Source organism: Streptomyces collinus Tu 365 (genome assembly GCF_000444875.1).
In the GTDB taxonomy this organism is placed as follows: domain Bacteria; phylum Actinomycetota; class Actinomycetes; order Streptomycetales; family Streptomycetaceae; genus Streptomyces; species Streptomyces collinus_A.
The window spans coordinates 6600568-6618755 of record NC_021985.1 but is presented as its reverse complement, the minus strand read 5'-3'; the positions used below and the strand labels follow the sequence as shown (position 1 = coordinate 6618755).

The 18188-nt window shown below is 72.6% G+C and carries 15 protein-coding genes; 6 read left to right on the top strand and 9 right to left on the bottom strand.

Going from position 1 to position 18188, the window contains the following annotated elements; all coding sequences use genetic code 11:
* The first annotated feature begins 15 nt into the window (after positions 1-15).
* From B446_RS28725 to B446_RS28715, 3 genes are read left to right on the top strand one after another with little or no spacing between them, the layout of a single operon-like run.
* The gene (locus B446_RS28725; protein WP_043476615.1) at positions 16-690 is read left to right on the top strand and encodes a vWA domain-containing protein; all 675 of its coding nucleotides are present in this window, start codon (positions 16-18) and stop codon (positions 688-690) included.
* The gene (locus B446_RS28720; RefSeq protein WP_020942940.1) at positions 684-1646 is read left to right on the top strand and encodes a protein phosphatase 2C domain-containing protein; all 963 of its coding nucleotides are present in this window, start codon (positions 684-686) and stop codon (positions 1644-1646) included. The genes B446_RS28725 and B446_RS28720 overlap by 7 nt, the downstream gene beginning before the upstream one ends.
* Positions 1647-2984 carry a protein kinase domain-containing protein gene (locus tag B446_RS28715; RefSeq protein WP_020942939.1) on the top strand — a complete coding sequence of 446 codons (1338 nt, stop codon included), beginning with the start codon at positions 1647-1649 and terminating at the stop codon, positions 2982-2984. It abuts the gene before it with no gap.
* A 55-nt stretch (positions 2985-3039) separates the two neighbouring features.
* Here B446_RS28715 and B446_RS28710 read toward each other — a convergent pair whose 3' ends face one another.
* From B446_RS28710 to B446_RS28695, 4 genes are all read right to left on the bottom strand, one after another.
* Complete coding sequence (locus B446_RS28710; RefSeq protein ID WP_020942938.1) at positions 3040-3366, bottom strand: hypothetical protein; 327 nt, start codon at positions 3364-3366, stop codon at positions 3040-3042.
* A gap of 52 nt (positions 3367-3418) precedes the next feature.
* Positions 3419-4930, bottom strand: a complete 1512-nt coding sequence (locus B446_RS28705; protein WP_052352195.1) for a hypothetical protein — start codon at positions 4928-4930, stop codon at positions 3419-3421.
* A 273-nt stretch (positions 4931-5203) separates the two neighbouring features.
* Entirely contained in the window at positions 5204-5848 is a 645-nt protein-coding gene (locus B446_RS28700) for a DsbA family protein (protein ID WP_020942936.1), read from the bottom strand.
* A gap of 99 nt (positions 5849-5947) precedes the next feature.
* Entirely contained in the window at positions 5948-6493 is a 546-nt protein-coding gene (locus B446_RS28695) for a DUF1697 domain-containing protein (RefSeq protein WP_020942935.1), read from the bottom strand.
* A 372-nt stretch (positions 6494-6865) separates the two neighbouring features.
* Between B446_RS28695 and B446_RS28690 the strand changes: the two genes are divergently transcribed.
* Complete coding sequence (locus tag B446_RS28690) at positions 6866-9115, top strand: MMPL family transporter (RefSeq protein ID WP_020942934.1); 2250 nt, start codon at positions 6866-6868, stop codon at positions 9113-9115.
* Between the two features lie 82 nt (positions 9116-9197).
* Here the strand turns inward: B446_RS28690 and mgt are convergent, their stop codons facing one another.
* On the bottom strand, positions 9198-10412 hold the full coding sequence (mgt, locus tag B446_RS28685) for a macrolide-inactivating glycosyltransferase (protein WP_020942933.1): 1215 nt from the start codon (positions 10410-10412) through the stop codon (positions 9198-9200).
* Positions 10413-10585: 173 nt separating this feature from the next.
* Between mgt and B446_RS28680 the strand changes: the two genes are divergently transcribed.
* Positions 10586-11449: a phosphotransferase enzyme family protein gene (locus B446_RS28680; RefSeq protein ID WP_020942932.1), complete on the top strand. Its 864-nt coding sequence runs from the start codon at positions 10586-10588 to the stop codon at positions 11447-11449.
* A 10-nt stretch (positions 11450-11459) separates the two neighbouring features.
* Here B446_RS28680 and B446_RS28675 read toward each other — a convergent pair whose 3' ends face one another.
* The 4 genes from B446_RS28675 to B446_RS28660 form a co-directional block, all read right to left on the bottom strand.
* Positions 11460-12185: a 3'-5' exonuclease gene (locus B446_RS28675; protein WP_020942931.1), complete on the bottom strand. Its 726-nt coding sequence runs from the start codon at positions 12183-12185 to the stop codon at positions 11460-11462.
* A gap of 102 nt (positions 12186-12287) precedes the next feature.
* Positions 12288-13529 (bottom strand): SAV2148 family HEPN domain-containing protein, encoded by a 1242-nt coding sequence (locus B446_RS28670; protein WP_020942930.1) that lies wholly within the window; start codon positions 13527-13529, stop codon positions 12288-12290.
* Positions 13530-13634: 105 nt separating this feature from the next.
* A complete protein-coding gene (locus tag B446_RS28665; protein ID WP_020942929.1) occupies positions 13635-14960 on the bottom strand; it encodes a copper amine oxidase in 1326 nt (441 codons plus the stop codon).
* 67 nt (positions 14961-15027) lie between these two features.
* Positions 15028-15840 carry a Tat pathway signal sequence domain protein gene (locus B446_RS28660; RefSeq protein ID WP_043476611.1) on the bottom strand — a complete coding sequence of 271 codons (813 nt, stop codon included), beginning with the start codon at positions 15838-15840 and terminating at the stop codon, positions 15028-15030.
* A gap of 197 nt (positions 15841-16037) precedes the next feature.
* On the opposite strand from B446_RS28660, the gene glgX reads away from it, so the two are divergent.
* Positions 16038-18146, top strand: a complete 2109-nt coding sequence (glgX, locus tag B446_RS28655) for a glycogen debranching protein GlgX (RefSeq protein WP_020942927.1) — start codon at positions 16038-16040, stop codon at positions 18144-18146.
* Positions 18147-18188: the final 42 nt, after the last annotated feature.

Genomic DNA, 18188 nt, shown 5'->3' with positions numbered 1-18188 from the left:
ATTCCCGGCGGGCCCATGGCCAACCGGCCGGTCCACTTCATCTGGCTGCTCGACTGCTCGTACTCGATGCAGGGCGACAAGATCGCGAGGCTGAACTACGCGATCAGGGAGGCCGTTCCGGAGATGCGGGCGGTGGCCCACGACAACCCGGCCGCACAACTGCTGCTGCGCACCGTCACGTTCTCCACCACCGCGCAGTGGCACCACCGGACACCGGTCCCGGTGGACGACTTCACCTGGCAGGACGTGCAGGTCGACGGCATGACCAACCTCGGTGAGGCGCTGCACCTGGTGGCGCGTGAGCTGCAGTCCCCGCCGATGCCGCAGCGGGCGCTGAAGCCGGTGCTCGCCCTGGTCTCCGACGGGGGGCCCACCGACGACTGGCGGGAGGGCCTGAAGGCCGTCGACGCCACCCCGTGGGGCCGCAAGGCGGTGCGGGTCGCCATCGCGATCGGCTCGGACGCGGACCGCGGAGTGCTGCAGGAGTTCCTCGGCAACCCCGAACTCCAGCCGCTGGACGCCAACAGCCCCAAACAGCTGGCCGCCGCCATCCGGTGGGCCTCCACGGCGGCCGTGAAGGCGGCCTCCCAGCCGGTCGCGGGTGACGCCTCCGGTACGGCCGCGACGATGGTGAAGCAGCCGTACGCGCCGCCGGTGCTGGACGACGACGATGACGACGACGTGTGGTGACGCTCGGGGTGCGACGGTGGGAGACGCTGGCCGACAGCGTCCAGGGCGTCAACAAGCGGCGCAACCAGGACTGGTACGAGTGCCGGGGCGCGGGCACCGGTGAGAGCCCGCTGCTCCTCGCGGTGGCGGACGGGCACGGCTCGGCGGCGCACGCGCGCAGCGAGCTGGGCGCGCGGTTCGCCGTGGACCGGTTCATGGGGCTGGCCGAGCACTTCGGCCGGGCGGCCGCCGACTGCCAGGGGCCGGGTCGGCTGTCCCGGCTGATGACGTACGCCCGGGACGACTTCCCGCGCGCTCTGGTGCACGAGTGGCGGCAGGCCGCGCTCGGGCACTGGGACCGCAACCGCCCGGTCGTCGAGGAGGCGTCCCGGGAGCCGGGGACCGAGGAGAAGGTGGTGCTGTACGGCACGACGCTGATCGGTGCCGTGCTCATGCCCTGGCTGTTCGTGGCCTGGCAGATCGGTGACGGCGACCTCGCGGTGGTGGAGCACGACGGCACGCTGAGCCGGCCGCTGGCGCCCGCCGAGGAGGACCTGGGCGACGAGACGGAGTCGCTGTGCGGGCGGGACGCCTGGCGGTCGGTGCGGATGCACTGGGCGCCGGTGTTCGAGGAGGCGCGCACCCCGCGCCTGGTGGTGCTCTCCACGGACGGGCTGTCCAAGAGCTTCGCCTCGGCCGACGGCTACCGGTCGTTCGTCGAGGGCCTGGCGGGGCGGCTGGCCGGGGAGGGCGGCGCGGGCGTCCGCGAGGTGCTGCCCCGGTGGCTGGCCGAGGCGGCGCGCCATTCGGGCGACGACACGACGCTGGCGGCGGCCCTGCGTTTCGCGCGGGACGCCCCGGAACCGGCCGGGGCCGAGGCCGAGGCCGAGGCCGGCGGGAACGGGGAGTCCACCGCGGTGGCGGCCGGTGCCGCGGAGCCGGACGAACCCAAGACGGAGACGGAGACGGAGACGTAGATGAGCGGCATGCTCGACGGCGGGACGCGCCTGCCGGCGGAGAACGGTGACGGGGTCGAGGTCGTCGGCCTGCTCGGCGCCGGTGGGCAGGGCGAGGTGTACCGGGTGCGCACCCCGGACGGGGAGCGCGCGCTGAAGTGGTACTACCCGACCTGTGCGACCGGTGCGCAGCAGGCGATCGTCAGGGAGCTGGTGGCGCGTGACTTCGCGGACGACCGGTTCCTGTGGCCCGAGGCGTACGTGCCCGAGCACCGCGGGTCGTTCGGCTATCTGATGGGGGTGCGCCCGGACCGCTTCAAGGGGCTTCCGGCCCTGTTCCGGCGGCAGCTGCGCACGAGTCAGCGTGCGCTGCTGACGGCCTGCCTGTACACGGTGGAGGCGTACCAGGCGCTGCACTCGCGGGGCATCGCCTACCGGGACATCTCCTGGGGCAACATCTTCTTCGACCCGGCCACCGGTGACGTGCTGGTCTGCGACAACGACAACGCGGTGGTGGAGGGGGACGCGACCGGGATCTCGGGCACCATGGAGTTCATGGCGCCGGAGCTGGTGCGCGGCGATCCGGGCGCGTCGCCCGGCGTCCAGTCCGACCTGCACTCCCTGGCCGTGCTGCTGTTCATGCTGCTGATGAACCACCACCCGCTCAAGGGCAGGCGGGAACTGGGCATCCACTGCCTGGACGAGGCGGCGGAGCGCAAGCTGTACGGCCGCGACCCGCTGTTCGTCTTCGACCCCGTGGACGACTCCAACGCGCCGGACCCGATGGAACACGCGACCGTGCTGGCCACCTGGGACGCGGCGGCGGGCCGGCTGCAGGAGCTGTTCCGGCGCTCGTTCACCGTCGGGCTGCGCGATCCGGCGGCCCGGGTGCGGGAGTCGGAGTGGCGCGACGCGCTGCGGGCGGTGCTGGACTCGGTGGTGGAGTGCGCGTCCTGCGGGCGGCAGAACATGACCGAGCCTGGCGAGAACCCGCCGCCGCGTGCCTGTTGGGGCTGCGGGGCGGCGCTGGTGCTGCCGCCGCGGCTGACGGTGACCACTCCCCCGCCGCGCACCGAGCACCACATCCGGCTGCGCCGGGGCGCCCGGGTGCAGGAGCACCATCTGCCGCCCGAGCCGGCCCGGCACGACTGCTCGGACGCCGCGCTGGTGGCGGAGCTGGTCGAACACCCCAAGCAGCCGGGGCGGTTCGGTCTCGCCAACCGGTCGGCGCTGACCTGGACGGGCACCCGCTCGGACGGCACCGCGCAGAAGGTCGAGCCCGGGCAGACGGTGCCGCTCAGGTCGGGTCTGGAACTGGACCTGGGCGGCGGGGTGCGGGCGGTGGTGCGGGCCGGGTGAGCGCCCGCGGGGCCCCGCTCGCACGGGGCCCCCGCGGCTCACGGACCCGGATGGCTCACAGGCCCAGCACCTGCATGAACTGCTGGGTGAAGGCGAGGCTGGCGGTGCCGGCCGCGGCGCCGATGCTGATGGTCTCCAGGGCCGAGCGGATCCGGCCCCGGTTGGGCGGGCCGCCGTCCCCGACGGACTCCATCAGCGCGCCGTGGACGGCCTCGCCGTGGGGCACGAGCACCGGGTACTCGGCGCGCAGCGCCTCGATGAGCCCTTCGGCGAGCCGGACGAGCGGCTCGGTGGCCGGTTCGTGGACGTTGACCTCGATCCGGCCGTGGTCGCCCATGTGGGCGGGGCCGTTGATGTTCCCGTGGAAGTTGTACGTGCTCACTGTCCTGTCCTGACTCCTGGTCGGGGGGTGCCGCCGGTGCTGGGGCCGTGGGTCACGGTGCGGCCGGGCCGGCCGCCGGGGCGCCGTGGGGTCCCGGGCCGCCGTGGGGTCCGGGGCCCTGCTGACCGCCCACGGCGATCGTGCCGTCGTTGCCGAAGATGCTGGGGCCGCTGACGTTACCGATGTTGTAGGTCTGCGTGCTGATGACCTGAAGGGCCTTGTCGTAGGAGCTGGTGTCGACGTGGTGGTCCTCCAGGAACCGTTCCGTGGCGACCAGCACGCCCTGCTGGAGCCGGAAGAGGAAGTCCTGCGCGTCGGTCCGCTCGGCGTAGCCCGCCGCGTCCCAGGCGCCGAGGTCCTCGCGCAGGCTGCCCTTGGCGCCGTAGTCGTACAGGAGGTGCTGCTTGTCGATCGCCTTGCGTTCACGGGCCAGCACGCGGGCGTGGTCGCGCCGCCAGGCGCGGCGGTCGCGCACCCGGCCGAGGGAGCCGCGCAGGTACGGGCCGGTGTGGGCGGTGGCGTACCGGACGAGGCTCCACCAGCGTTCGCGGGGGGCCACCGGCAGCCGGTCGACACGGAGGAAGCGGCCGTCCAGCGGGGGTATCACGTACGCGGCAACCTCCCAGGTGAGGCTGGGCGGCTGCAGGATGGCCCGCAGGTACATGGAGACGATCATGCGGCCGCCCTCGCCGATGCGTTCCAGGCAGAGGTGGGTGCGCATGCCGGCGCCGGGGTTCTCCAGGCCGGCGCGCACCAGTTCGCTGGGTATCCGGGCGTGCGGTCTGCGGGTGCGGTCGGGCACCAGCTCGGGCAGGAAGCAGGCGTTGCTGCCGAGGACGTAGAGCCGGTTCTGCGCCCGCAGGCCGGGCAGGCCGGCGATGGATTCCAGGTGCCGGGCCACATAGGTGTGCAGGTCGACGGCGTCGAAGGGGAGCAGCGGGAGTTTGCCGCCGCCGGGGGCGTCGGCCGGCCTGCTGACGTCGATGGGCTGCCACACCACCTCCTTGAGCTTGGCGCCGCTGCCGACGAAGGGGTTGGTCCGGGCGGCCGCGTCCGCGTACGGCAGGACGTTGGCGCGTTTCAGCTCGCCGAGCCAGGCCTCGGCCTCGGGCTCGACGGGCGGCGCCGTCCGCTCGGGCTTCTCGGTGGCCTGGAACACCTCGCGTGCGGTGTCCCGGCCCACGGACTCCTTGCGGTGGACCAGGGTCCAGGCCACCGCGTACGTGCCGAGAGGGCCGAAAATCGCCACCCATACGAGGGACCAGTGTCCGTTGACCGCCCCCGTCACCCCGGTCAGGAAGGAGAGGATCGCGATCACCGCGAGCCGGGCCAGCCGGCTGTCGAGGGCCTCGCGGCGGCGGGCGGCGACCCGGGCGTGGCGGGCGAGGGCGACGAAGTTGATGCCGAGGCTGAGCCCGAGGGCGTCGAGGCGGTCCCCGGTGAGCGCCCGGTCGACGTAGCGGGCGAAGGCGTCGTCGAGGTGCGCGGAGGCGCACAGGCGGCGGGTCACCGAGTCCCTGCGGTACTGCGGCAGCTTCGGTAATGGTCGCCCCGTCACAGTCATCCGTCCCCCTCGGCCGTTCTCCGCGCGCCTCACCCTAGGGACAACGGGGAGCGTTTGTCCCGGGGTTCCCAGAGCCGGGACACGGCGGGAGGCGCGGGGCCGCGCCGGGAGACGCCGGGGCGTCGGCCGTCCGTGGTCCGGCGTTCCCCTGTGACGTCGGACCACGGACGGCTCTTGTCTCTGCGTCTGTTCCGGCGGATGTGTCACGGGTGTGCTGCCGGCACGGCTCCCGAGGGGCGGTTATCGGCCAACTCGCGCCGCCCGGGCACCGGTTCAGTCGAAGCGCAGGCCGCCGGTGCGGGTGCGCTTGAGTTCGAAGAAGTCGGGGTGGCGGGCCAGCGTGCGGAAGCTGTCGAAGAGTTCGGCCGCCTCGGCGCCGCGCGGGACGGCCCGCAGTACGGGTCCGAACCACACCGTGCCGTCGACGTGCAGCGTGGGCGTGCCGACGTAGCCGCCGGAGTCCGGTTCCGCGCCCGCCTCGTGACTGCGGCGCACCGCGTCGTCGTACGACGGGTCGTGGGCGGCGGCCGCGAGGTCGGCCGGGAGCCCGAGTTCGGTCAGCGACTCGGCGACCACCGCGTCGAAGTCCTTCTGCCCGCGTTCGTGGATGCGGGTGCCGAAGGCGGTGTACAGGTCGCGCAGCACCTGCGGGCCCTGCCGTTCGGCGGCGGCCGCGGCGACCCGCACCGGGCCGATCGACCGGTCGACCAGGTCCCGGTACCAGTCGGGCAGTTCGTTGCCCGTGTTGTGCAGGTACAGGCTCATGACGCGGAAGCGCAGGTCGAGCGGGCGGGCCTGTTCGACCTCCAGCAGCCAGCGGGAGGTGATCCAGGCGAAGGGGCAGGCGGGGTCGAAGAAGAAGTCGACCCGGGCCGGGTCGGGGGCGGTGGTCGTACGGCCGTGCTCGGATGCGGTCATGACGCTGACGCTAGTGCGCCGTTGGCTCAAGATCCCGGCCCAATCCAGGACGTTCTCAGTGGTCCAATCAGGGTGCGGTCCGTGCCCGGCGCGGGCGGCTCAGGGCGTGGTCAGCTCGACCAGCTTGGTGACGGTGTTCCAGTTGCGGCTGGTGGCGATCAGGCCCTTGCCGGTCCGCGGCCGGGACAGCGCCTCGGCGAGCTTGGAGCGGCCGACGCCGTCGGGGGCGTACAGGTACAGGCAGCGGTCGCCGAGCCGGAACTCCTCGGGCAGGTACGCCCCGGGGTCGATCTCCGCGAACCGCTCGGCGGTGACCGGGGCGGAGAAGTAGGTGACGTGCAGCTGCCTGGGCTCCAGTGCGTCGGCCGGGAAGGGACAGCCCGCGACCACCGCGCGCAGGTAGGCGTGGTCGCGCACGATCACGTCGACCGGGAAGCCGAACCGTTCCCCGACCGCCCCGGCCAACTCGGCCGCCAGCGACTCCTCGTCACCACCGTCGGCGGTGAACACGGCCTGACCGCTCTGCAGATGGGTCCGTACCCCGTCGTACCCGAGACCGGTCATGAGCGTGCGCAGGTCGGCCATCGGGACCTTCCTGCTGCCACCGACGTTGATTCCGCGCAGCAGTGCCGCATAGGTCGTCATCCGGACACCTTAGAGCGGCCGCCGTGCCCCGTGGGGGCGGGCACGACGGCCGGGGCCCGGACATGCGCCGGACTCCGCGAAACTCTGGCCGATGCGGAGGGTGCGGATCAACTCCTACACGCAGCTGTGATTTGTTCAACAACCTTTCGTAATCACAAAGTGGATCTCTGTCGGCGGATCGGACACCCCGAGGCACGGCCCCGAGAGCCGGCGATAGATGTAAGGGGCCGCCGTCCTCCCCAGCGGTGAGCCGCGTCCCCCGGAGCTCACCGGACAGCACGACGAGACCGCCGCGCGCGGCGCCTACCGTCGAGAGCAAGCGAGGAGGTGGCGGCAGGGGGCCGGCACCGCACACGAGGGGGACAACCCGTCATGGGGAACACGGACGTGCGGGTGCGGGGGCTGGCCGCCCGCGCCGGCGGATGGAGCGCCCGGCACCGCTGGGCCGCCGTCGGCATATGGGTGCTGTTCGTCGTCCTGGCCATGGGGCTCGGCTCGGCGGCCGGCCGGGTCGACGTCGACGAGAACGACCAGCTCAAGGGCGAGACGCACACGGCCGCGCGGATCATCGCCGACGCGGGCATCGAGCAGCCGGCCGGCGAGACCGTCCTGATCCAGGCCAAGGGCGGGAACGTACGGGCCACGAGCGGCGAGTTCCGGGCCGCCGTGACCGACGTCGTCGCGGCCGTCGGCGCCACCGGCAAGGTCACCGCCGTGACCTCGCCCTACGACACCCGCACCATCTCCCGGGACGGCCGCAGCGCGCTGGTGCAGTTCGACATGCGCGGCGACGCGGACACCGCCGCCGAGCGCGTCGCACCGGTGCTGGACGCCGTCGCCGGGGTGCAGGCGAAGCACGGCTCGCTGCGGATCGAGGAGATCGGCGGCGCCAGCATGAAGAAGCAGTACGACGACGCCTTCGGCGACGACTTCAAGCAGGCCGAGCTCTCCGCGGTGCCGGTGGCGCTCGGCATCCTGCTGATCGCCTTCGGCGCGCTGGTGGCGGCGCTGCTGCCGGTGGCGCTCGCGGTCACCGCGATCATGGCGACGATGGGCCTCATGGGGCTCGTCAGCCACCTCCAGCCGATGAGCGACACCGCCAACTCCGTGATGCTGCTGGTCGGTATGGCCGTCGGCGTCGACTACTGCCTGTTCTACCTGCGCCGGGAGCGTGAGGAGCGGGACGCGGGCCGGGACGCGGGCACCGCGCTCAGGATCGCCGCCGCCACCAGCGGCCGGGCGGTCATCGTCTCCGGTGTCACGGTGTGCGTGGCCATGGCGGGCATGCTGTTCACCGGTCTCGCCACCTTCGAGGCGATGGGCCTGGCCTCCCTGATGGTGGTCGCCGTCGCCATGGTCGGCTCGGTGACGGTGCTGCCCGCGCTGCTGTCGCTGCTGGGCGAGCGGGTCGAGAAGGGCCGGATCCCGTTCCTGCGCCGCCGCCCCAGGCGGGGCGCGCCGGCCGAGAGCCGCTTCTGGACCGCCGTGCTGCGGGGTGTGCTGGCCAAGCCGCTGGTCTCCGTCGTGGTGGCGGCCGGCGCGCTGCTCGCCGTGGCCGCGCCCGCGCTCGGCATGAAGACCCAGCAGCTCACCCTGGACCAGGAGTTCGGCGGTTCGCTGCCGATCGTGCAGACGTACAACCGGGTCAACGACGCGTTCCCGGGCGGCTCCGAGCCCGCCCAGGTGGTCGTCCGGGCGAAGGACATCGACGCGCCCGAGGTCCGGCGGGCGCTGGCCGACTTCAAGGAGCGGGCGATCTCCTCGGGCGCCTCGCGCGGTCCCGTCGACATCAGGCTGGAGAAGGGGCGCGACGTCGCCCTGGTGTCCGTACCGCTGGTCGGCGGCTCCGACATGGACCGGGCCGTCAAGAGCCTCGACAAGCTGCGCGACGAGGTCAGGCCCGCCACCCTCGGCCGGGTCGAGGGCCTCCAGGCGCCGATCACCGGGCAGGTGGCGGGCAACAGGGACTTCAACGACCAGCTCCTCGGCTCGGTGGTACCGGTCTTCGCGTTCGTGGTCGTCTTCGCCTTCCTGCTGATGCTGCTGTCGTTCCGCTCGCTGACCGTCGCGATCACGTCGATCGTGCTCAACCTGCTGTCGGTGGGCGCCGCCTACGGCATCCTCGTGGCCGTCTTCCAGCACGGCTGGGGGGCCTCGCTGGTGGGTGCCGAGGGCGTCGGCGCGGTCGTCACCTGGCTGCCGCTGTTCCTGTTCGTGATCCTGTTCGGCCTGTCCATGGACTACCACGTGTTCGTGGTCTCCCGGATCCGCGAGGCGCGGATGCGCGGCAGGAGCACCAAGGACGCGATCCAGCACGGTGTGGTCACCACGGCCGGGGTCGTCACCAGCGCCGCCGTCATCATGGTCGCCGTGTTCGCGATCTTCGGCACCCTGTCCATGCAGTCCATGAAGCAGATGGGCGTGGGCCTGGCCGCCGCGGTCCTCATCGACGCGACGGTCATCCGCGGGGTGCTGCTGCCCGCGGTGATGGCCCTGCTCGGGGAGCGCAACTGGTACCTGCCGAAGTGGCTGCACCGGCTGCCCGACCTGACCCACGACGAGTCGCCGGAGCCGGGCCCGGCCGCCCCGGCGCGCGCGACGGACGAGAGGCTGACCGTCTGACCCCGCCGTCGACGAGGGCCCGCCGGTTCCCCGGGAACCGGCGGGCCCCTGCCGTCCCCCCGCTCGCCGCGGGAGGGGGCCGTCACATGGGGCGGCCCGCGGCCAGTTCGGCCTCGATCAGGTCCGCCGCCCGGTGGGTGCCGCCCTCGTGCGCCATGCCGGCCTGTATCTCCTTCAGGCGCCGGGCCACCTCCGGGTCGTCGGCCAGGGCGAGCGCGGCCTCGCGCAGGCGGTCGGCGGTGGCCTCCCCGGTGTCCAGGCGGCGGGCGACCCCCAGGGACTCCAGGACGGCGGCGTTGCCGAACTGGTCGGCGGCCTGGGGCACGGCGATCATCGGCGTGGCGGTGGCCAGTCCCTCCTGGCTGCCGCCCGCGCCGGCGTGCGTGACGAACAGGTCGGCCTGCCGCAGCACCGCCAGTTGCGGCACCCAGTCGCGCACCTCCACGCCCTCGGGCACGTCGCCCAGTTCGGCCGGGTCGACGTGCCGGCCGATCTGGAGGACGAGGTGCCAGCCGGGCAGGTCGGCGAAGGCGCGCACGCACGCGCGGTAGAAGGCGGGCTGCCGGGTGAAGGCGGAGCCGAGGGAGACCAGGACCACCTTCCGGGCGCCGTCGGGGCGCTGCCAGCCGCCCTGGTCGGCGCGGTCGCCCTGGCAGGCGCCGACGAAGGTGTACACGCGCTCGTCCACCCGGTCGGCGTGCGGCTGGAGGGCCTTGGGGATGAGGACCAGGGAGCGGGCGGGGCGGCCGGCGAACGCGTCGGGGTGCTCGGTGATCCCGTTCCGCGCGAGCCAGGCCGCGAAACGGGCGTAGTAGGCACGGCCCCGCTCGGTCTTCCTCGGCTCAGCCCACATCGGCTCGGCGACCTCCTCCTCGTAGCCGTCCCAGGCGACCAGGCTCGGGGAGAGGGAGACGGCCCTGACGCCCCAGCGGTGGGCGAGGACGCGGGCCGGGTAGGAGGCGATGTCGTGCAGCACGAGGTCGGGTTCGTCACCCTCGTAGGCCCGGACGAGCTGCGGCAGCGCCTGGATCGCGTCGTCGAGGAAGGGCTCCACGTTGTCCAGCAGGGTGCTCCCCCACGCCTCCGGGTCGGCGTCGGGTCCGGGCAGGGTGGAGGTGTAGGGCACGGGCCGGGCGCCGGTGGCGGCCACCTTCTCGACGAAGGCGGGCGGGATGGCGTAGGTGACCCGGTGGCCCCGGGCGACGAGTTCGCGGATCACCTCCAGGCTGGGGTTCACATGGCCGTGGGCGGCGATGGAGAACATGGCGATGTGGGCGGGCCGGACGGGTGCGGTCATGCCCCGAGGCTAGGCGAGACGAGACGTCTCGTTCAAATGATTTACACCCGCGTCCACCGGTGGCCGTCACCGCGCGCATCCCGCCGCCCTCCCACCCGGTCCGAGCTGCGCGAATGAAAGACTGGCCGGGCACCGGCAGGACACGGCACGGGAAGACGGCGCGGAGGCGGACGATGGACGAGGCACGGGCGCGGGACGTACTGGCCGCGGCGAAGGTGCTGCCGGGCCCGGCGCGGGAGGCGCGGCTCCTCGCCCTCGGCGAGAACGCGGTGTTCGCCGCGGGCGACCTGGTGGTCAAGGTCGGCCGGGACGCCACACTGCTCGACCGGGCCCGCCGCGAACTGGACATCGCCGGCTGGCTGGCCGGGGCGGACGTGCCCGCGGTGCGGGCGGCGGAGCCGGAGCCGCTGCTGGTGGACGGTCACCCGGTGACGGTGTGGCACCGGCTGCCCGATCCGGTACGGCCGGCCGAACCCCGGGACCTGGCCCGGCTGCTGCGGATCGTGCACGCGCTGCCCGCGCCCCCGGTCCCCCTGCCGCCCCGCGATCTGCTGGGCGGGGTGGAGCGCTGGCTGCGGCTCGCGGGCCGGGCGATCGCCCCGGAGGACGCGGCCTACCTGCGCGAGCGCCGGGACGGGTTCGCCGCCGCGGCGGCCGCGCTGACGCCCCGCCTGACGCCGGGGCCGATCCACGGCGACGCGCTGCCCCGCAACGTGCACATCGGACCCGACGGCCCCGTCCTCGTCGACCTGGAGACCTTCTCCGCCGATCTGCGCGAGCACGACCTGGTGGTCATGGCCCTCTCCCGCGACCGTTACGGTCTGCCCGCCGAGGCGTACGACTCCTTCACCGACGCCTACGGCTGGGACGTGCGGGAGTGGGAGGGCTGCGCCGTGCTGCGCGGCGCCCGCGAGACGGCGAGCTGCGCGTGGGTGGCCCAGCACGCCCCGAGCAACCCCGCGGCGCTGGCCGAGTTCGGGCGCCGGGTGGCGTCCCTGCGGGACGGCGACGAGACGGTGCGCTGGTACCCGTTCTGACGGCGGGCGGCTACGCCGTCCGGCTGTCCGCCGGTTCGCGCACCGGCCACACGCCGTCCACCACCGCGTCCGCCTCCCCCTTGCGGCGCAGGAACGCCTGGAAGTCCGCCGCCCATTCGGCGTACCACTCGATCTGACGGTCGTGCAGCTCCGCCGGCCCGAGGGACGCGACCTTCGGGTGGCGGCCGGCTATGGCGGAGGCGAGCCGGGCCGCCGCGAGGGCGTCGGCCGAGGCGTTGTGGGCGGCGCCCAGGACGACGCCGTACTCGGCGCAGACCGCCTCCAGGTTCCGCTTGCCGCGGCGGTAGCGGTCGACCCGGCGGTCGATCGTGTAGGGGTCGATGACCGGTGCCGGGGCGCGGCCGCCGAGCCGGTCGGCGAGCGACGGCAGGCCGTGCCGGCGCAGTTCGGCGGAGAGCAGGGTGAGGTCGAAGGCCGCGTTGTAGGCGACGACCGGCACTCCCGTCTTCCAGTACCCGGTCAGCACCTCGGCCAGGGCGTCGGCGACCTGGTCGGCCGGGCGGCCCTCGGCGGCCGCGCGTTCGTTGGTGATGCCGTGCACGGCGACGGCGTCGGCCGGGATCTCCACGCCCGGATCGGCCAGCCACTCCCGGCGGCCCACGGGCTCGCCCGCCCTGACCTCGATGACCGCGCCGGTGACGATGCGCGCCTCGTACGGATCGGTCCCGGTCGTCTCCAGGTCGAAGCCGATCAGCAGCTCCCGGTGCCAGCCCATCGGCGGCCCCCCTTCTCGGTGGTGCTTTCCCCCAGTGGCCTCCACCCTCGCACGCGGCACTGACAATCCGGTGACCGCGTTCCGCTTACCGGGGTGGACAGTTCAGGACACCGGGCGCGAATCGGCCCAAGCCTGCTCGAACTCCTCACGGTAGGTCGGGAAGAGTCCGACCTCCCCGAGGTCGTCCGACTTGACCAGCCTGCTGCCGTTGCGCAGCACCAGCACGGGAGACTCCATGCCGCGCGCCCCGCGCAGATAGGACTGCACCACGGCGATCCCGTCGGCGCCGTCCCCGTCGACCAGGTAGGCGGTGCAGCGGGGCGTCTCGTCGTAGACCTGGATCTCGAAGGCGCCGGGGTCGCGGAGCCGGGACCGCACCCGGCGCATGTGCAGGATGTTCATCTCGACGGAGCGACTCAGTTCGCCCCGTTTCATCCCCAGTTCCCGCTCGCGGCGCTTCACCGCGCTGGAGGCCGGGTTGAGGAAGAGCAGGCGCACCCGGCAGCCGGACTCCGCCAGCCGGACCAGCCGGCGGCCGGAGAAGTTCTGCACCAGCAGGTTGAGGCCGATGCCGATGGCGTCGAGCCGGCGGGCGCCCCCGAAGAGGTCCTCGGCCGGGAACTGGCGCATGAGCCGGACCCGGTCGGCGTGGACGGCCACCACGTCCGCGTACCGGTCCCCCACCAGGTCCTCGACCGCGTCGACGGGCAGCCGGCGCGCGGAGGGCACGTCGCCGCCTGCGCCGAGCATCTCCAGCAGCCGGGCCGAGGCCCGCTCGGCCTGGTTCAGGACCGCCTCCGACAGCGCGCGGTTGCGGGAGACGACGTTGCGGGTCACCTCCAGCTCGTCCAGGGCGAGTTCGAGGTCGCGGCGCTCGTCGAAGTAGGGCTCGAAGCAGGGCCAGTGCTGGACGACCAGCTCGCGCAGCTGCGGCAGCGTGAGGAAGCTGAGCACGTTGTCGTCGGCCGGGTCGAGCAGATAGCCCTTGCGGCGGCTGACCTCGCGGACGGCGGCCGCCCGCTGCACCCACTCCTGTCCGGCGGGGCCGGCCGCGGCCACCACCCAGTCGTCGCCGTGGACGGGCTCGTAGATGGGGCGCAGCACGGCGGCGACCACCGCGCGCAGCCGCTGTTCGACGAGGTTCAGCCAGATGTAGGCGCGGCCCGCCCGCTGGGCGCGGGTGCGCACCTCGAGCCAGGCGTCGGCGTCCCAGTCCAGTTCCGGCCCGATGGACCCCGTGGCGTCCATCGGACGGGCCAGGGACACCGCGCCGGGCGGGACGTCTGTGGAGTTTCCCTCGTGACCCTCGTCACCAGGGGGCAGCTCCAGCCCTCCCGAGCCCACCCGTGCACCGCCTTCCGCCACCCCGGGACTTCCCCGTCTCAACGATCAAGGAAGGGTACTCCGGGAGCGGTCGGCGGTGCAGCCGGATGGACAGGTAGGTTTTTCTCAACTACGGGGTCGCCAGTGGCCGTTCTGCCATGCCAGCTCGTCGGGAGTGAGCGGATTCATAGCCGTGACGTCCCTGGGTGCGATGGCGAAGCCCTGCCAGTGGATCGGCATGGGCTGCTGGTCCTCGTCCCGGGCTATGTGGTGGAAGCCGACGTTCATCCAGACGACCGGGTGAGTGAGCGTCTGCCCGTTGACCCACTTGTCCACCGACTTGCCCGAACCGGCGGGGCAGGCGCCGGGGTTGTTGCTGGCGAACTGCTCGCACTTGTTGTACTCGGTGAAGTACACGTCGTGCTTGGTGAAGCTGCGGCCCGGGTACTTCGTGGTGGGACCGGGGACGATCTCGTACGAACGGGCGTGCCCGTCCTTGTTCTTGCCGGTCGCGCTGACCATCCGCCACCAGCGGTAGGTCTTGTAGTCGCCCGCGAGTTCCTTGGTGACCTTGGTGCGGGTGGTCTTGGCGGAGGGCGCCTGGCGGCCGGGTGCGGGGGCGGTGACGGCCGAGTCGTACTGCTCGACCCTGCCCTTCGAGGAGCCGTCGAGGCCGAAGTCCAGCCGCCAGAAGACGTTGTGGCTGTGGCTGGTGGCGTACGCCTTGGCACCCTTGCCGATGGGCCAGCCGCGGCCGTCGCCGGCGTCGTAGTCGTCGTAGGACAGGCTGCCGGTGGCACCGACGTTCATGTTGACGGTGCCGTCGTCCTGGAAGCGCCACTCGGTCATGTACTCGTACCAGCCGACCTGGTTGACCGTGTAGACGAGCAGGTCCTTGCCCTGGGCCTGGAAGACCTTGTTCGCGCTGTCGCCCTGCATGCGGTAGGCGTGGCCGCGCGAACGCGTGGTCGTGCACAGGCCCTTGACGTCGGGGTGCTGCGGGTCCCAGGCGTCGGGGACGTGGATGGTCTTGATGGTGCCGCCGGGACACTCGCCGGGCGCCAGGTTCACCAGGCCCTGGGCGAAGCCGAAGCCGGTCAGGTCGTCGTACTCGACGCTGCCGTCGTCGTAGGGGACGTCGATCTGGGCGAGCCGGGCGCTGTTGAGCACCTTGATCGGCTCGGGTTCGCCCTTGGGCTGGTAGGAGACGTTCTCCAGGACCAGACCGGCCTTGCTGTCGTAGCGCCAGCACATGCGCCAGGTGGTGCCACCGGCGAGCTTCTGCTCGATCTTGTAGGCAGCGCTGCAGTCGGCGGCGGCCGCGGCCGCGGGGGCCGCCTTGGGCTGGGCGGCGGCCGGTCCGGCGCCGGTCGTGACGCCGGCGGCGAGCGCGGCCACGCCGAGGCCGACGGCCGCGCGGGTCCGGGCGCGGTTGAGGGTGTTCGCGGGCATGACGGAGTGGGCTCCCTTGCAGGAAGGAGAGTGGGAAGGAGCTGGGTGAGGTCGGGCGGGCCGGCGCTCAGTGGGCGAGCCGGGCCACCTTGCGGGCGCTCAGGTCGACGACCAGCCACCGGGCGTCGATCCACGGGCCGTTCTTGACCTTCGGGAACAGCCGCACGCAGCGGTGTTCGCCGCACTTGTCGAGCACGGCGGGCTGCCCGCCCGGGGTGGCGCGGTAGACGGCGCCGTTGAGCAGGAGCTGGTCCGCCGAGGTCAGCTCCCGGCCGGTGGCGTCCTTGTAGTCCGCCTTGAGACCCGCGCCCAGCGGGTCGGCGATCAGCAGCTCGGCCGCCTCGGCGTTCTCCGCCCGGCTCAGCGGCGGCTGGACGCCGTGCTGGGTGCCGGTCCGCACGACCTTGCCGGACTCCACGTCGACCGTCTTGGTGACGAGGGTGTCGGTCCGGTAGTCGTAGAAGGTCACGTCCGCACGGCGCGGCGCGGCCGGGTCGTCCAGCTCGTCCGCCTCGGGGTCGGCGAGGTCGACGCTCAGCCGCTGCGGGCCGTGGTCGCCGTCGACGTTCTCACCGGAGGTGAGCAGCTGCTTGTTCAGCGCGATCTTCTCGACCCGCTGCATCTCGTCGTCGGTCAGCGGGTCGCGGCCCGTGCCCTTCTTGACGGCCGCGGGCGCCTGCTCGACCACGCCGGGCCGGACCGCGTCCGGGCCCTGTCCCGTCTGCTGCGCGGCCCTGGTGCCGTCGCCGTTCGTGCCTCCCGTCTCGTTCGCCCCTGCCGTGCCCGGCAGGGTGATCGCGACCATGACGGCGGTCCCGGCCACCGCCAGGGCCGTCCCGGCCACCACCTTGCCCAGATGGCGGTGCACTGTCTCGCGCACATCTTCCCCCTACTCCCCCAAAAGTCCCCGGGAGTACGTGTAGCCCCACTGGTTCGGCACACGGCGGGTACACCTATCGCCGTATGCACTGGTCGGTCGGTAAGAGGGGCGTAAGTCACAGGAGGTTCCCTCACTTCCGGGGAGACTCGAAGCCAACCTCGCCCCCACGGGGCGGTACACCTGAAAGAGTCGTGTCCATGCAGGTCTGGCCTGGAGAGGCGTATCCGCTCGGCGCCACCTATGACGGCGCCGGAACCAACTTCGCGGTCTTCACGGAGGCCGCGAACCGAGTAGAGCTGTGTCTGCTGCACGACGACGGCTCGGAGACGGCGGTGGAACTCCGCGAGAGCGACGCGTTCGTGCGGCACGCGTACCTGCCGGGCGTGATGCCCGGGCAGCGGTACGGGTTCCGGGTGCACGGCCCGTACGACCCCGGGCGCGGGCAGCGCTGCAACTCGGCGAAGCTGCTGCTCGACCCGTACGCGAAGGCGGTCAGCGGCTCCGTACGGTGGGGCGAGGAGGTGTACGGCTACCACTTCGGCGACCCGGAGCGGCGCAACGACCTGGACTCGGCGCCGCACACCATGACCTCGGTGGTGATCAACCCGTACTTCGACTGGGGCGACGACCGCCCCCCGCGCACGGACTACCACCACACGGTGATCTACGAGGCCCATGTGAAGGGCCTGACCATGCGGCACCCCGGACTGCCGGAGGAGCTGCGCGGCACGTACGCGGCGCTGGCGCACCCCGCGATCATCGAGCACCTGACCAAGCTGGGCGTCACGGCGCTGGAGCTGATGCCGGTACACCAGTTCGTGAACGACCACCGCCTGGTCGACATGGGCCTGAACAACTACTGGGGCTACAACACCATCGGCTTCTTCGCCCCGCACAACGCGTACGCCTCCTGGGGCGACCGCGGCCAGCAGGTGCTGGAGTTCAAGTCGGCCGTCCGGGCGCTGCACGAGGCCGGGATAGAGGTGATCCTGGACGTCGTCTACAACCACACCGCCGAGGGCAACCACCTGGGCCCGACACTGTCCTTCAAGGGCATCGACAACGCGTCGTACTACCGGCTGACGGACGACCCCCGCTACTACATGGACACCACCGGCACCGGGAACTCGCTGCTCATGCGGTCCCCGCACGTCCTCCAGCTGATCATGGACTCGCTGCGCTACTGGGTCACCGACATGCACGTCGACGGCTTCCGCTTCGACCTGGCCGCCACCCTGGCCCGGCAGTTCCACGAGGTGGACCGGCTGTCGTCGTTCTTCGACCTGGTGCAGCAGGACCCGGTGGTGTCCCAGGTGAAGCTGATCGCCGAGCCGTGGGACGTGGGCGAGGGCGGCTACCAGGTGGGCAACTTCCCGCCGCTGTGGACGGAGTGGAACGGCAAGTACCGCGACACGGTCCGGGACCTGTGGCGGGGCGAGCCGCGGGCGCTCGCGGAGTTCGCCTCGCGGCTGACCGGCTCCTCCGACCTGTACCAGGACGACGGCCGCCGCCCGCTGGCCTCCATCAACTTCGTGACCTGCCACGACGGTTTCACGCTGCACGACCTCGTCGCGTACAACGACAAGCACAACCAGGCCAACGGGGAGGAGAACCGCGACGGGGAGAGCCACAACCGGTCCTGGAACTGCGGTGCGGAGGGCGAGAGCGACGACCCGGACGTCCTCGCGCTGCGCGCCCGCCAGATGCGGAACTTCTTCGCCACGCTGATGCTGTCCCAGGGCGTGCCGATGATCAGCCACGGCGACGAGTTCGCCCGCACCCAGCGCGGCAACAACAACGCCTACTGCCAGGACAACGAGCTGGCCTGGCTGGACTGGCCGGAGGACGGCAGCGACCTGCTGGAGTTCGTCCGCGCGATGGTGTGGCTGCGCCGGGACCACCCGGTCTTCCGCCGCCGCCGCTTCTTCCACGGGCGGCCGGTGGAGGGCACCCACGACGAGCTGTCGGACATCGCCTGGTTCACCCCCGAGGGCGGTGAGATGGAGCAGCGGGACTGGGACTCCACCCAGGCGTCCGCGCTGACCGTGTTCCTGAACGGCAACGCGATCTCCGAGCCCGGCCCGCGCGGGGAGCGGATCGCCGACGACTCCTTCCTGTTGATGTTCAACGCCTCGCCCGAGCCGCTGGACTTCCTGGTGCCCGTCGACCACGGCCGGCAGTGGCAGGTGGTCGTCGACACGGCCCGCCCGGACGGGGTCCCGCCGGGCACGGGCCCGAAGGTGGCGGCCGGCGACCGCATCACCCTGCCGGACCGCAGTCTGACGGTGCTCCAGCGGCCCGCCTGAGCGGGTACCGCGCGGGCGCGTGCGGGGGACGCGGGCGCGTGC

Excerpts from the sequence above, each read along its gene's own strand:
- mgt (WP_020942933.1), bottom strand. The coding sequence starts at position 10,412 with ATGACCGCACCCGTCCGGCCCGCCCACATCGCCATGTTCTCCATCGCC.
- B446_RS28700 (WP_020942936.1), bottom strand. The coding sequence starts at position 5,848 with ATGACCGCATCCGAGCACGGCCGTACGACCACCGCCCCCGACCCGGCC.
- B446_RS28665 (WP_020942929.1), bottom strand. The coding sequence starts at position 14,960 with ATGCCCGCGAACACCCTCAACCGCGCCCGGACCCGCGCGGCCGTCGGC.
- B446_RS28725 (WP_043476615.1), top strand. The coding sequence starts at position 16 with ATGGCCAACCGGCCGGTCCACTTCATCTGGCTGCTCGACTGCTCGTAC.
- B446_RS28675 (WP_020942931.1), bottom strand. The coding sequence starts at position 12,185 with ATGGGCTGGCACCGGGAGCTGCTGATCGGCTTCGACCTGGAGACGACC.
- glgX (WP_020942927.1), top strand. The coding sequence starts at position 16,038 with ATGCAGGTCTGGCCTGGAGAGGCGTATCCGCTCGGCGCCACCTATGAC.
- B446_RS28690 (WP_020942934.1), top strand. The coding sequence starts at position 6,866 with ATGGGGAACACGGACGTGCGGGTGCGGGGGCTGGCCGCCCGCGCCGGC.
- B446_RS28705 (WP_052352195.1), bottom strand. The coding sequence starts at position 4,930 with ATGACTGTGACGGGGCGACCATTACCGAAGCTGCCGCAGTACCGCAGG.
- B446_RS28715 (WP_020942939.1), top strand. The coding sequence starts at position 1,647 with ATGAGCGGCATGCTCGACGGCGGGACGCGCCTGCCGGCGGAGAACGGT.
- B446_RS28695 (WP_020942935.1), bottom strand. The coding sequence starts at position 6,493 with ATGACGACCTATGCGGCACTGCTGCGCGGAATCAACGTCGGTGGCAGC.
- B446_RS28680 (WP_020942932.1), top strand. The coding sequence starts at position 10,586 with ATGGACGAGGCACGGGCGCGGGACGTACTGGCCGCGGCGAAGGTGCTG.